Here is a 13,441-nt window from a genome sequence, read left to right as displayed (position 1 = left end):
TCTGGGAAGCGGTGGTCTGGGAAGCGGTGCGGGGGGAGTGGTGCGGGGGGAGTGGTGCGGGGCGGTGGCTCAGCCGGTGGCGCCGGGATCCGCGGGTGGAGCCGGCGTCACGGGCAGACCCGTCGTGCTGCGGGCTCCGGCCGCCGGTCCGATGCCTGCGGGCTCGAAGGTGTTCACCATCGCGTACGCGGCGCGCTGCAGGTAGTCCCAGAGGGTCGTCTCATGCAGCGGCGGCAGATCGAGCTCGTCCACGGCGATGCGCATGTGTGCCAGCCAGCGGTCGCGCGCGGCCGGATCCACATGGAACGCCGCATGACGCATGCGGAGGCGTGGATGCCCGCGCTCCTGGCTGTAGGTCGTGGGGCCGCCCCAGTACTGCTCGAGGAAGAGGGTGAGACGCTGCTTCGCGGGCCCGAGGTCCTCCTCGGGATACATGGGTCGCAGCACGTCATCGTCCGCGACGCCCCGGTAGAACGCGTCGACGAGGCGCACGAAGGTGTCGTGCCCGCCGATCTCGTCGTAGAAGCTGAGCGGCGTCGCCGGTTCCGACGCGCCCGCGGCAGCGCCGTCGCCGACAGCCGGCTGGGGAGGCGTGGAGTCGGTCATGGCGTTCCTCCCGGAGTCGTCCCCGGCTCCTCGCCCGCGGGCGGCGAAGCGGGCTTCTTGGTGGGGCGCTTGGGCTTCCACACCGGACGTTCGGGCGTGGCCGCGACGGGAGTGGGCTTCGTCTTCGGAGGGTTCGCGCCCCGGACGCGCTGCGCGCCTTCGATCCCCGTCGGCATCACCGCGGTGAGCGCAGGAAGGGTGATGCCCATCTCGTCGATCGTGTGCTTGAGCCGCATGCGCAATTCGCGCGCGACGTCGTCCTTCGCGTTGGCGCGGGTCTTCATCACGAGGCGGATTACGAGCGCGTCGCCCGAGATGGACTCGAGACCCCAGACCTCGGGCTGCTCGAGGATCCGCGTGCGCCACTTCGGGTCCTTGGCCAGGGCCTTCGCGGTGTCGAGCATCGCCTTCTCCACCTCGTCGATGTCGGAGTCGGTGGCGACCGACAGATCGAGGATGACACGGGACCAGCCCTGCGACAGGTTGCCGATGCGGGTGATCTCGCCGTTGCGGACGTACCAGAGGGTGCCGTTCACGTCGCGGACGTGCGTCACCCGCACGCTCACGTACTCGACGATGCCGGTGGCAAGCCCGAGGTCGACGACGTCGCCGATGCCGACCTGGTCCTCGGCGACGATGAAGATGCCGTTCAGCACGTCCTTGACGATGTTCTGGGCACCGAAGCCGAGACCGGCGCCGATGGCGGCGGTGAGGAGGGTCAGCGAACCGAGCGCCGTCGGCGCCAGGACGTTGAGGATGAGCAGCAGCGCGACGATGACTATCGTCACGTTGACGATGTTGCTGAGGATGGAGCCGAGCGTCCGCGTGCGCTGCACGAGCCGCACGGATGCGAGCGGCGACCGCTCGAGGGCCTGCGTGTCGTCGACGTTCGCCTTGTTCTTCGCGCCGTTGACGATGCGGTTCACGACGCGGTGGATGACGAGCCGGAGGATCCAGGTGACGACCAGCGCGCCCACGATGATGCTGACCACCGCGAGCAGGTTCCACCCCGCGGCGGCGAAGAACGAGCCGACGCCTGTCCAGAACTCGGGCGTCGTGATGTCCGGGGCATCGGCGGTCGGCGTGGTCGTGTCGAAGGGCAGCATCGTGTCGATCCTAACGAGCGTCGCCCGAGCATCGGCCGAGTGGTGCAGCGCGAGATGGACGCCGCGTCACGCGGGCCACGGCTGCGCGGCGTCAGCCCGGCCGCCCGGAATCGCGCGGGACGACGCCCAGGCGGTGAGCCAGGATCACGGCGTGGACGCGGTCCCGCGCGCCGAGCTTCGCGAGCACGCGCCCGACGTGGGTCTTCACCGTGGACTCGCTGACGAACAGCTCCGCGCCGATCTCGGCGTTGGTGAGGCCGCGCGCCATCGCGATGAACACCTCGTGTTCGCGCTCGGTGAGGTCGCGCGTGCGCGCGTCGGCGGCGGCATCCGCCGGAAGCCGATCGCCGAACATCTCGAGCATGCGGCGCGTGACCCGCGGCGCCAGCACCGCGTCCCCGCCGTGCGCGGCGCGGATCGCGCCGGTGAGCTCATGGGGATGCGCATCCTTCAGCAGGAACCCGCTGGCGCCGGCGCGCAGCGCCGCGAAGGCGTACTCGTCGAGGTCGAACGTGGTCAGCACCACGATGCGGACGCTGGGATGCTCGGCCACGATGCGCCGCGTGGCCTCCAGGCCGTCCATCCGCGGCATCCTGACGTCCATCAGCACCACGTCGGGCGGAGCTGCGCCCACCGCCGAGACGGCCTCGATGCCGTCCGACGCGTCTCCGACGACGACGATGTCCGGCTCTGCCTCGAGCACGAGCCGGAACCCGAGGCGGATCAGCTGCTGGTCGTCCACCAGCAGCACCCGGATCGGTTCCGTCGTCGTCGGCTCAGCCATGCTCGTCTCCGTTCCCCTCGGCTCCATCGCGCTCGGCTCCCTCACGCTGAGCTTCCTCCCGCTCGCCATCCCTGGGCAGCTCGGCGGTCAGGCGCCAGAGGCCCGGAGCCGCGAGGCCCGCGACGACCGTGCCGCCGAGCGTGCCGACCCGTTCCTCGAGGCCGCGCAGACCCCAGCCCGCACCCGCCGACTCCGCTTCGGGGTGCGCACCGTCGTTCTCCACGACGATGCGCACGCCGCCCGGCGAATACTCCGTGATCACGCGGATGAAGCTCCCGTCGCGCGAGTACCTCATGGCGTTGGTGATCGCCTCCTGCACCACTCGGAGGATCGCGAGCCGGTGGGCGGAGGGAACGTCGGGGTCGCCGGAGACCGACAGCGTCGCGGGGAAGCCGGCCGCACGCGCCGCCTCGATGACGTCGTGGAGAGACGCGTCCAGGAGCGGGCCGAGGGGCGCGTCGTCCGCGGCGCCGGCGCCGCGGAGCACACCGAGCATCATCCGCATCTCCGAGAGCGCCTCGCGGGCGGTCGCCGCCACCGCCCGGCTCGCCTCCCGCGCGCGCACCGGATCCGCGGTGGCGCTCGCACCCTCGGACAGCGCCACGATGACGGTGAGCGAGTGCGAGACGATGTCGTGCATCTCCCGGGCGATGCGGGCACGCTCGGATGCGGCGGCGAGCGCGGCCTGCTGGTCCCGCTCCACGAGCAGCTGACGGGAGCGGTCGATGAGGGCGCTGAGGTAGCGGCGGCGATTGCCGACGTTGATCCCGACCAGTGCGCCGAGCAGCAGCGCGACCGTAGTGGACACGTCGACGTTGATTTGCGTAGCGGCGACCGCCGGCTGGGTGAGCACCAGCGCAAGGGTGCGAAGGGCGATCAGCGCCGCCGCGGCGCCGAACGCGATCCAGCACGCGCGCACGCCGCGATAGACCGCGACCGAGTAGATCGCGATCAGCGACACCGGTCCGCTGAGCGTCGCCGCGAGCTCGGGCTCGATCAGCAGGGCGGGCAGAAGCGAGATCGCGAAGACCGTCACCGGCCAGCGCCGCCGCCACACGAGGGCGACGCAGCCGACGAGAACGAGCGCCAGGCCGGCGCCGATCATCCACGGATCGGCCGGCTCGGGCAGCGCCGAGCGCACGGTGACGGCCGGGATCGAGATCAGGAGCGCGATGACCGCGATCAGGATGTCGGTGCCGAGCGGATGCCGCGCCCAGAACTGCCGGAACACCCCGGGCGGCTTCGGTAGACGCAGCTCGTCCTCGGCCGGGAGGGACTCCCGGCCGAGGACGACGTCTGGGTGTTCGGGCACCGATCGACTCTACGCGTCGCGCGTTTTCAGCACCGCGATGCCTCCGGCGAGGGCGACCACGGCCCAGGCGGCGAGCGTGACGAGCGCCGGGACGGGCTCCAGGAGTTCCCCGGTCATCGGCGAGCCCATGAAGAGGGACTGGCCGGCGTTCGAGGGCAGGTAGCTCGCCGCGTCGTGGATCCACTGGAAGGAGTCGAGCCGGGGGAAGAACAGCACGAGGATCGGTGCCACGAAGACGAGGCCGATCCCGGCCGCCAGCGCACCCGGTCCGTTGCGGATGATGAAGCCGATCCCCACGCCGACGACGGAGATGATGGCGAGGTAGACGGTCGCACCGAGCAGCGGCATCAGGGAGCTGTCGGGATCGCTGAGATCGATGGCACCTGTCGGCAGCACCGGGCCCGACACGGCGGCGGCGATCGCGAACACGACGGCGCTCGTCACGAGCATCGTGACCGCGACGACGAGGGCCTTGGCGAACAGCGCCCCCACCCGTCCCGGGGCGGCGGTCAAGGTCGATCGGATCATCCCGGTCGAGTACTCTCCCGTCACCGTGATCGTGCCGAGCACGACGGCGAGCAGCTGCGTGAGGACGGTGCTGAACACCACGACCTGCACGGCCTGCCGGTTCGCCTCCTCGACCGACATCGGCGGCATGTCACCGGCGAAAGCCGCGTAGGAGAAGGCCATGAGCAGGCTGAGGCCGATCGAGACGACCGCGACGAGTCCGATCGACCACCAGGTGGAGCGGAGGCTCGTGAACTTGATCCACTCTGAGGCCACGAGGCGCGCGAACGAGAGCCGATAGGGGGAGTCTGCTGCGGCAGCACGTGTCGGCGTGGCGGGGGCGGGAGCGAGTGCGGTGGTCATCAGATGTCCTTCGTCTTGTATTCGACGTCATCGCCGGTCAGTCCGAGGTACGCGTCCTCGAGGGTGCCGGACGTGGGGGTCAGCTCGTGCAGGGCGATACCGTGCGCGAGGGCGAGATCGCCGATGTCCTGAGCGGCCGCGCCCTCGACATCCATCAGCCCGTCGGCGAGGTGCGTGACCGTCACGCCGTCTCTCGCGACGAGCTCGGCCAGCTCGAGCGCCCGCGGCGTGCGGATGCGCACCGTGGCGCGCGTCCACTGACGAACGAGGTCGTCCACCGACGCATCGGCGAGCACCTTGCCGCGTCCGAGCACGATGATGTGATCGGCCGTCAGGGCCATCTCACTCATCAGGTGGCTCGAGAGCAGCACCGTCTTGCCCTCGGATGCCGCATGCCGGACGAACCGACGGACCCAGAGGACGCCCTCGGGGTCGAGGCCGTTGACCGGCTCGTCGAGGATGAGCGTCTTGGGGTCGCCGAGCAGCGCGGCCGCGATGCCGAGGCGCTGACCCATGCCGAGCGAGAACCCTCCGGCGCGCTTGCGTGCCACCGAGCTGAGTCCGGTGATCTCGATCACCTCGTCGACACGTCGACGGGGGATGCCGTGCGTCGCGGCCATCGCCCGCAGATGGTTCTGGGCGCTCCGGCCGGTGTGGACCGCCTTGGCATCCAGGAGCACGCCGACCTCGGTCAGCGGCGAACGCAGGCGACGGTAGTCGCGGCCGTCCACGGTCACCCGGCCGCTGGTCGGCCGGTCGAGTCCGACGATCATCCTCATCGTGGTGGATTTGCCGGCACCGTTCGGACCGAGGAACCCGGTCACCCGGCCCGGTTGGACGGTGAAGCTCACGTCCTGGACGGCGTGCTTGGCTCCGAAGCTCTTGCTCAGATTCTCTGCGACGATCATGTCATCGACGCTACGCAAGACCCTCCCTGCGCCGCGTCGGCCGCAAGGAGGGTCTTGGAGAACGGCGACTGGTACCTGGGTACCACGCCGGCAGTCTGTCGTTACTGGGCGTCGCGGTCCTGCACCGAGAGCGCCCGCTCGACACCAGCGAGGTTCTCGGCGACGAGGCGGCGCAGCGCCGGAGCGGCGTCGGCGTTCGCCTCGAGCCAGGCGCGTGTGGCGTCGCGCAGGGCGACGTTCGCCAGCGGCGCGGGGTAGAGCCCGACGATCAAGTACTGCGCGATCTGGTACGTGCGCGAGTCCCAGATCGGCACCAGTGCGTCGAAGTAGCGCGTGACGAAGCCGTCGAGAAGCTCGCGACCCGCCGGGTGCACGAATCCGAGCGCAGCGGCGCGGACGATCGTGTTCGGCTGGTCGTCGCTGTCGACGAGCGACGACCACGCCGCGGCCTTCGCCTCGGCGCTCGGCAGGGCCGCCTTCGCCTGTGCCGCGAACTCGCCGCCCTTGGCCGTGTTGTCCGCCACGAGGGCCTCGTCGATCTCGTCCGCGGTCACGGCGCCGCCGGCCGCGAGCGACACGAGCAGCTGCCACGAGAGATCGGTGTCGATCTCGAGGCCGGTGAACGTCGCCTCGCCGTCGCGCACCTGACGCACCTTCGCCCACTGGCTCGGCGTGGCGGCCGCGGAGGCGAAGGCCGTGACGAACTGCAGCTGGCTGTCGCTGCCCGCCTCGGCGGACTCCGCGAGCTGCCATAGGGTGTCGGCGACGCGGGCACGGGTGATGTCGCGCTTCTCGGGCGCCACGTACGAGTTCGCGGCCAGCTGCAGCTGCGCGAGCGTCGTCCGCACCGTGGTCGACTCGGTCTCGGCGCCGATGTTGCGCAGGACCAGGTCGACGTAGTCCGACGCCGAGGTCTCGGCATCCCGCGTCTGATCCCACGCGGCACCCCACACCAGCGACCGCGCGAGCGGGTCGGTGATCTTGCCGAGGTGGTCGATCGCGGTCTGCAGCGACTGGTCGTCGAGGCGGATCTTGGCGTAGGCGAGATCCTCGTCGTTCAGCAGCACGAGCGCGGGGCGCCTGCGGCCCTTGAGCTCAGGCACCTCGGTCAGGTCGCCGTCGACGTCGAGTTCGACGTGGTGCACGCGCACGAGGGCATCGCCGTCGAGTTCGTAGAACCCCACACCGAGCCGGTGCGGGCGGATGGTCGGGTAGTCGGCCGGCGCCGTCTGCACGATGGCGAAGCGCGTGATCGTGCCGTCGACGTCGGTCACGATCTCGGGCGAGAGGGTGTTGACGCCCGCCGTCTCGAGCCACTTCTTCGACCACGTCGAGAGCTCACGGCCGCTGGTGGTCTCGAGCTCGGTCAGCAGGTCCGAAAGCTCGGTGTTCGACCACTCGTGCTTCTTGAAGTACGCGCCGACGCCCGAGAAGAAGGCGTCGATGCCGACCCACGCGGCCAGCTGCTTGAGCACCGAGCCGCCCTTGGCGTACGTGATGCCGTCGAAGTTGACCTGCACGTCCTCGAGGTCGTTGATCTGGGCGACGACGGGGTGCGTGGAGGGCAGCTGGTCCTGGCGGTACGCCCAGGTCTTCTCCATGGCGTTGAAGGTCGTCCACGCCTCGGTCCACTCCGTGGCCTCGGCGGTGGCGATCGTGGACGCCCACTCGGCGAACGACTCGTTGAGCCACAGGTCGTTCCACCACTTCATCGTGACGAGGTCGCCGAACCACATGTGGGCGAGCTCGTGCAGGATCGTGACGACGCGCCGCTCCTTGACGGCATCCGTCACCTTCGAGCGGAACACGTACGTCTCGGTGAAGGTCACCGCCCCGGCGTTCTCCATCGCACCCGCGTTGAACTCGGGAACGAACAGCTGGTCGTACTTCGCGAAGGGGTAGGCGTAGTCGAACTTCTCCTCGAAGTACGAGAATCCCTCACGCGTCTTGTCGAAGATGTAGTCGGCGTCGAGGTACTGCCAGAGGCTCTTGCGGCTGTAGACGCCGAGGGGGATGACGCGGCCCGACGAGCTGGTGAGCTCGGAGAACGTGGCCTCGTAGGGGCCGGCGATGAGCGCCGTGATGTACGACGAGATGCGGGGCGTGGGCTCGAAGCGCCACGTCGCGGTGCCGTCGCCGTGCTTCTTCGGGTCGGGGGTGGGGGAGTTGGAGACGACCTTCCACGGCTCGGGCGCGGTGACCGTGAACGCGAAGGTCGCCTTGAGGTCGGGCTGCTCGAACACCGCGAAGACGCGGCGCGAGTCGGGGACCTCGAACTGCGAGTAGAGGTAGACCTCGCCATCGACCGGGTCGACGAAGCGGTGCAGGCCCTCGCCGGTGTTCGTGTAGAGGCAGTCGGCGTCGATGACGAGCTCGTTGTCGGCGGCGAGGCCGTCGAGCGCGATCCGCGAATCCGCGAAGGCGGTCGCCGGATCGATGGACCGGCCGTTGAGGGTGATCTGCCGCACCTCGCGCGCGATCAGGTCGATGAACGTCGCGGCACCCGCCGTGGCGGTGAAGCGGACGACGGTGTGCGATCCGAAGACCTCAGCGCCCTTCGTCAGGTCCAGCGCGATCTCATAGGACTGCGTCTCGACGATCGCGCGGCGCTCCTGCGCCTCGATGCGGGTGAGGTTCTCTCCAGGCACTGCTGTGGCTCCCATGGGTGAGGATGACGGATGATCTCGATAAGCCCGTTGCGCGGACACTCGATCCGGCGGCCGTCATCAGCGCTGCTGGCACCGATGACAACCGGTCCAGCCTATGTCAGCCGCCGGGGGAAGCACTGATCCGATGGCGGAATCGTCCGTGCCGGGTGTCAGGATGGAGGGGTGACCTCTCCCGAGCAGCACGTCGTTCCGTTCGCATCGCCCGCCGCCGCCTCCGGGGCTCCGTACGTGGAGCAGGCCGTCGCGTATGACGGCATCCTGCTCGCCGGCTTCGGCGGACCCGAGGGCCAGGACGACGTCATCCCGTTCCTCCGCAATGTCACGCGCGGGCGCGGCATCCCCGACGAGCGCCTCGAAGAGGTCGCCCACCACTACCGGCACTTCGGCGGCGTGAGTCCGATCAATGCGCAGAACCGTGCGCTGAAGGCCGCGCTGGAGGCAGAGCTCGCCGCCCGCGGCATCGAGCTCCCCGTGTACTGGGGCAACCGCAACTGGGCTCCGTACCTCGATGAGGCGGTGACGGATGCCGCGGCCGCGGGTGACACCAGACTCCTCGGTCTCGCCACCAGCGCCTACTCGTCGTTCTCGAGCTGCCGGCAGTACCGCGAGGACTTCGCACGCGTGCTGATCGACACCGGGCTGGAGGGGACGGTCACGATCGACAAGGTGCGCCAGTTCTTCGACCACCCCGGCTTCGTGCAGCCCTTCGTCGACGGTGTGCGCGATGCGGTGGGCGGATTCCTGGCCGACGGCATCGCCCCGGAGTCCGTGCGCGTCCTGTTCTCGACCCACAGCATTCCGACGGCGGACGCCGAGCGTTCCGGCCCGCGCGAAGGCGACGAGCGTCACCGTGATCTCGGGGAGGGCGGTGCGTACGCGGCACAGCACCTCGCCGTCGCCGAGGTCGTCATGGCAGCGGTCGCGGCGGAGGTCTCCGGCGCCGAGCGCATCGGCTGGGACCTCGTGTACCAGTCGCGCTCGGGCCCGCCGAGCCAGCCGTGGCTCGAGCCGGACGTCAACGACGTGATCGCCGAGCTTCCGGCAGCCGGCGTGCAGGCCGTCGCGATCGTCCCCCTCGGCTTCATGAGCGACCACATGGAGGTCCTCTGGGACCTCGACACCGAGGCGATGGATGCCGCGGCCGAGGTCGGGATCCGTTCCGTGCGCACGCCGACTCCCGGCGTCGACCCGGTGTTCGTGTCGGGCCTGGTGGACCTCGTCCAGGAGCGGCTCAGCGGCACGCCCGCTGCCGAGCGCCCGCACGCGACGGACCTCGGACCGTGGTTCGACGTGTGCCGCCCCGCGTGCTGCGAGAACGTGCGCGCGGGCTTCAAGCCGGCTGCCGCCGGTGTGGCGCCCTGAGCCGCGGAAGCCCTCTCTTCGCGGCCCGGCACCGACGTGCCGGCATCCGTCTCCGCCCTCGCCGGCCTGCCTAGGATTGAGCCATGCGCATCCACATCGCGACCGACCACGCCGGCCTCGAGTTCTCGACGCAGCTGCAGCACCATCTCGCGGCGGCCGGTCACGAGATCGTCGACCACGGCCCTCTCGAGTACGACCCGCTCGACGACTACCCGGCCTTCTGCATCCGTGCCGCGGAGGCCGTCGTGCGCGACCAGGCCGCCGGCATCGAGACGCTCGGGGTCGTGTTCGGCGGGTCCGGCAACGGCGAGCAGATCGCCGCGAACAAGGTCGTCGGCGTCCGTGCAGCCCTGGCGTGGAGCATCGCCACCGCCGAGCTCGCGCGTGAGCACAACGACGCGAACGTCATCGCGATCGGCGCACGCCAGCACACCTTCGAAGAGGCGACGACGTTCATCGACCGCTTCATCGCAACCCCGTTCTCGGGCGAGGAGCGGCACGCGCGACGCATCGCGCAGCTGGCCGCGTACGAGCAGGACGGGACGCTCCTGCCCGACCCGCGCGCGGCACAGCAGCCCGACGTCCTGGCCGCCGGCGACAGTTCGTTCGACCCCGAAGCCGGCTGACGCGATGCCTGAGGGACATTCCGTCCATCGCATCGCCCGCCAATTCGACCGCAATATCGTCGGCCACGCCGTTGGGGCCTCGAGTCCTCAGGGCCGGTTCGTCGAAGGCGCCGCGATCATCAGCGGCCGCACCGCGACGCAGGTGCGTGCCGTCGGCAAGCAGATGTTCCTCGAGTTCGACGACGACCTGTGGCTGCGCGTGCACCTGGGCATGTACGGGGCGTGGGACTTCGCGGGCGAGATCCTCGTCGATCCCACGATCGCCTCGGCGAACGGCCGCATGGGGCAGACCAACCAGCGGGGCACCGAACTGGGCGAGGCGATCCTCGACAGCGCAGGGGAGAACTCGCTCACTTCGATCGGCGCACCGCGGCGATCCCGGGTCCACGTGCGCATGTCAGAGCAGACCACGGGTCTTTCGGACGAGGGCGACGAGTGGCCGCCCCCGGTGGTCGGACAGGTGCGCTTGAGGCTCCTCACCGACCTCACCTGCGCCGATCTGCGCGGCCCGACCGCCTGCGAGCTGCAGAGCGCCGACGAGGTGGCCGCGACCATCGCGAAGCTCGGCCCCGACCCTCTCGTCGACGATGTCCGGGAGGGCGAGGAGCGGTTCGTCTCGGTGGTGCGGCGCAAGCCGACGTCCATCGGCCTGCTGCTGATGGACCAGAGCGTCGTCAGCGGCATCGGCAACGTGTACCGCGCCGAGCTGCTGTTCCGCGCCCGCCAGAACCCGCACACGCCGGGACGGGACGTCCCCGAGGAGGTCGTGCGCGGCATCTGGCGCGACTGGGTGCGGCTGCTCGCGATCGGCGTCGAGACCGGCCAGATGATGACGATGGACGACCTCGATCCCGATGCCTACCGCAGGGCGATGGCGAGCCGCGACGACCGGCATTGGGTCTATCACCGCGCAGGGCTCCCGTGCCGCGTGTGCGGCACGGCGATCGTGGTCGAGGAAGCCGCCACCCGCAAGCTCTACTGGTGCCCCTCCTGTCAGGCGTGACGCCGCGGCTGGGGGCTGGGCGGCGCGAATAGGCTGGGTCCATGCGCCAGAACCCGAGCTTCGCCCTGTCCGATGTCGGCGAGATCCGCCGCCTCATCGAACAGAATCCGTGGGTCACGCTGGTCAGCTCCACGGATGCCGGGCTCGTCGCCTCCCACTACGCGGTGCTCCTCGATGCCGAGCGTGACGACCTCACGATCGTGGGCCACGTCGGCAAGCCGGACGACCTCATCCACGGGTTGGGCGAACGTGAGCTGCTCGTCGTCGTGCAGGGGCCGCATGGGTACGTCTCGCCCGGCTGGTACGGCGACGTGGAGAGCGTCCCGACCTGGAACTTCGTCTCGGCGCATCTCACCGGCATCCCGGAGCTGCTCACGCCCGAGGAGAACCTCGAGGTGCTGGAGCAGCTCGTGACCCGCTTCGAGAGCGGCATGCCGCAGCCCCGCTTGATGTGGGCACCGCCCAACGACCCTGAGTTCGTGCGTCGACTCGAGAAGGGCACGACCGGATTCCGCCTCACCCCGACCCGGGTCGTCGGCAAGCGCAAGCTCAGCCAGAACAAGCCCGACGAGGTCGTCGAGACGGTGATCGTCGAGCTCGAGGCCGGTACGAGCCCCTACGCCGATCCGCGACTGCCCGCCGAGATGCGCCGGGACCTCGAGACCCGGAAGGCGGCTCGGTGACGCTCGCCCGCGGTGACGCCCCCGGCGTGATCGCGAACGCGCGGCTGACCGGATCCGAACGCACCGACCCGTTCGGATCCGACCCGGTCGATGTCCACCTGGCCGAAGGACTCGTCGTCGACATCGCGCCGGCCGGGGCGCTTCCGCGCAACTGCCGGGTGCTCGATGCCGGCGGCGGCTACGTGATCCCGGGGCTCTGGGACCACCACGTGCACACCGTGCAGTGGGCGCTCAGCGCCCAGCGCGTCGCTCTCGGCCACGCCGAGTCCGCCGCACACGCGGCGGAGCTCATGTCGGCGGCAGAGCCGACGGCCGATGGCCGCCGGGTCGGCGGCGGGTATCGCGACGCGTTCTGGGCCGATCTGCCGGACCTCGCCGTCCTCGATGCCGCGACCGGCGAGGTGCCGACGTACCTCATCAACGCGGACGTGCACAGCGTCTGGCTCAACAGCGCGGCGCTCCGCCGTGAGGGCTTCGCGCCCGACGGCATCGGCGTGCTCCGCGAGGAGCCGGCGTTCGAGATCTCGCGGCGGCTCAACGCCGTCGACGCGTCGGTGTCGGACCCGCTCGTCCGGGGCATGTCGCAGGATGCCGCGGCCCGCGGTGTGGTGGGCCTCGTCGATCTCGACATGGCGTGGAACGAGGACGCGTGGGTGCGCCGCCTCGCAGACGGTTTCGACGCGCTCCGGGTCACGTTCGGGATCTACCCCGAGTTCCTCGACCGGGCCGTGTCGGAGGGACTGCAGACCGGCGACGTCGCCCGGGGCGCGGCATCCGACCTCGTCCGTGTCGGCCCCCTCAAGGTCATCACCGACGGCTCGCTGGGAACCCGCACCGCAGCCACGTCCCAGGCGTATCCGGGTGATCCGCACAACCACGGGGTGCTGACAGTCGACCTCGCCACGCTGGTCGATCTGATGACACGAGCGACGGCGGCGGGGATCGCGTCCGCCATCCACGCGATCGGCGACGTCGCGAACTCTCACGCGCTCGACGCGTTCGCCGCGACCGGCGCCTGGGGCACCATCGAGCACGCGCAGCTCGTCGCGCACGCCGACATCCCGCGCTTCGCGCGTCTGGGCGTGGGAGCGAGCGTGCAGCCCGAGCACGCGCTGGACGATCGCGACCTCACCGACACCGTCTGGGCCGGCCAGACCGCGCAGCCCTACCCGCTGCGCGCTCTCGCCGACACCGGGGCGAACCTGCTGTTCGGGTCGGACGCGCCGGTGGCGCCGCTCGATCCGTGGGCGACGATGGCGGCGGCGGTCTTCCGCACGCGTGACGGCCGGGAAGCCTGGCAGCCGCAGCAGCGGGTGGACGCGGCCACCGCGCTCTCGGCATCCACTCGCGGGGGATCGGCGACGCCCGCCCGCATCGAGCCGGGCGACATCGCGGACCTCGCGATCTGCGAGCGCGACCCGCTCACCGCCGACGAGACTGACCTCCGCAGCATGCGCGTCGGCGCGACACTCCTGGGCGGGCGCCTGACCCACCTGGCGTAAAGCCCTCCCC

The 13,441-nt window shown here is 70.4% G+C and carries 12 protein-coding genes; 5 read left to right on the top strand and 7 right to left on the bottom strand.

The window, feature by feature from the left end; genetic code table 11:
• Positions 1-69 precede the first annotated feature (69 nt).
• The 7 genes from NCG93_RS04305 to pepN all read right to left on the bottom strand — a co-directional run bounded on the left by NCG93_RS04305 (position 70) and on the right by pepN (position 8,234).
• A complete protein-coding gene (locus NCG93_RS04305; RefSeq protein ID WP_194415253.1) occupies positions 70-606 on the bottom strand; it encodes a globin in 537 nt (178 codons plus the stop codon).
• Complete coding sequence (locus NCG93_RS04300) at positions 603-1,712, bottom strand: mechanosensitive ion channel family protein (protein WP_194415254.1); 1,110 nt, start codon at positions 1,710-1,712, stop codon at positions 603-605. The genes NCG93_RS04305 and NCG93_RS04300 overlap by 4 nt, the downstream gene beginning before the upstream one ends.
• 91 nt (positions 1,713-1,803) lie before the next feature.
• The gene (locus tag NCG93_RS04295; protein ID WP_194415255.1) at positions 1,804-2,496 is read right to left on the bottom strand and encodes a response regulator; all 693 of its coding nucleotides are present in this window, start codon (positions 2,494-2,496) and stop codon (positions 1,804-1,806) included.
• Positions 2,489-3,808 carry a sensor histidine kinase gene (locus tag NCG93_RS04290; protein ID WP_194415256.1) on the bottom strand — a complete coding sequence of 440 codons (1,320 nt, stop codon included), beginning with the start codon at positions 3,806-3,808 and terminating at the stop codon, positions 2,489-2,491. The genes NCG93_RS04295 and NCG93_RS04290 overlap by 8 nt, the downstream gene beginning before the upstream one ends.
• Before the next feature lie 9 nt (positions 3,809-3,817).
• The gene (locus tag NCG93_RS04285) at positions 3,818-4,678 is read right to left on the bottom strand and encodes an ABC transporter permease (RefSeq protein WP_194415257.1); all 861 of its coding nucleotides are present in this window, start codon (positions 4,676-4,678) and stop codon (positions 3,818-3,820) included.
• A complete protein-coding gene (locus tag NCG93_RS04280) occupies positions 4,678-5,586 on the bottom strand; it encodes an ABC transporter ATP-binding protein (RefSeq protein ID WP_194415258.1) in 909 nt (302 codons plus the stop codon). Before NCG93_RS04280 ends, NCG93_RS04285 begins: the two co-directional genes overlap by 1 nt.
• Before the next feature lie 101 nt (positions 5,587-5,687).
• Positions 5,688-8,234 (bottom strand): aminopeptidase N, encoded by a 2,547-nt coding sequence (gene pepN, locus NCG93_RS04275; RefSeq protein ID WP_194416021.1) that lies wholly within the window; start codon positions 8,232-8,234, stop codon positions 5,688-5,690.
• A 183-nt stretch (positions 8,235-8,417) separates the two neighbouring features.
• Here pepN and NCG93_RS04270 point away from each other — a divergent pair, with 183 nt between their 5' ends.
• From NCG93_RS04270 to NCG93_RS04250, 5 genes are all read left to right on the top strand, one after another.
• Positions 8,418-9,617 carry a ferrochelatase gene (locus tag NCG93_RS04270; protein ID WP_194415259.1) on the top strand — a complete coding sequence of 400 codons (1,200 nt, stop codon included), beginning with the start codon at positions 8,418-8,420 and terminating at the stop codon, positions 9,615-9,617.
• A gap of 83 nt (positions 9,618-9,700) precedes the next feature.
• On the top strand, positions 9,701-10,243 hold the full coding sequence (locus tag NCG93_RS04265) for a ribose-5-phosphate isomerase (protein ID WP_194415260.1): 543 nt from the start codon (positions 9,701-9,703) through the stop codon (positions 10,241-10,243).
• A gap of 4 nt (positions 10,244-10,247) precedes the next feature.
• Positions 10,248-11,246: an Fpg/Nei family DNA glycosylase gene (locus NCG93_RS04260; RefSeq protein ID WP_194415261.1), complete on the top strand. Its 999-nt coding sequence runs from the start codon at positions 10,248-10,250 to the stop codon at positions 11,244-11,246.
• A 41-nt stretch (positions 11,247-11,287) separates the two neighbouring features.
• Positions 11,288-11,929 (top strand): FMN-binding negative transcriptional regulator, encoded by a 642-nt coding sequence (locus NCG93_RS04255; protein ID WP_194415262.1) that lies wholly within the window; start codon positions 11,288-11,290, stop codon positions 11,927-11,929.
• Positions 11,926-13,431, top strand: coding sequence for an amidohydrolase (locus tag NCG93_RS04250; RefSeq protein WP_194415263.1), 1,506 nt, complete (start codon positions 11,926-11,928; stop codon positions 13,429-13,431). Before NCG93_RS04255 ends, NCG93_RS04250 begins: the two co-directional genes overlap by 4 nt.
• Positions 13,432-13,441: the final 10 nt, after the last annotated feature.

This window comes from Microbacterium yannicii (assembly GCF_024055635.1).
GTDB lineage: Bacteria > Actinomycetota > Actinomycetes > Actinomycetales > Microbacteriaceae > Microbacterium > Microbacterium yannicii.
The sequence above is the reverse complement of the archived record's forward strand: the minus strand, read 5'-3'. Positions and strand labels throughout refer to the sequence as shown.

Coding starts and splice junctions, on each gene's coding strand:
- NCG93_RS04295 (WP_194415255.1), bottom strand. CDS start 2,496: ATGGCTGAGCCGACGACGACGGAACCGATCCGGGTGCTGCTGGTGGAC.
- NCG93_RS04255 (WP_194415262.1), top strand. CDS start 11,288: ATGCGCCAGAACCCGAGCTTCGCCCTGTCCGATGTCGGCGAGATCCGC.
- NCG93_RS04285 (WP_194415257.1), bottom strand. CDS start 4,678: ATGACCACCGCACTCGCTCCCGCCCCCGCCACGCCGACACGTGCTGCC.
- NCG93_RS04260 (WP_194415261.1), top strand. CDS start 10,248: ATGCCTGAGGGACATTCCGTCCATCGCATCGCCCGCCAATTCGACCGC.
- NCG93_RS04265 (WP_194415260.1), top strand. CDS start 9,701: ATGCGCATCCACATCGCGACCGACCACGCCGGCCTCGAGTTCTCGACG.
- NCG93_RS04300 (WP_194415254.1), bottom strand. CDS start 1,712: ATGCTGCCCTTCGACACGACCACGCCGACCGCCGATGCCCCGGACATC.
- NCG93_RS04305 (WP_194415253.1), bottom strand. CDS start 606: ATGACCGACTCCACGCCTCCCCAGCCGGCTGTCGGCGACGGCGCTGCC.
- NCG93_RS04280 (WP_194415258.1), bottom strand. CDS start 5,586: ATGATCGTCGCAGAGAATCTGAGCAAGAGCTTCGGAGCCAAGCACGCC.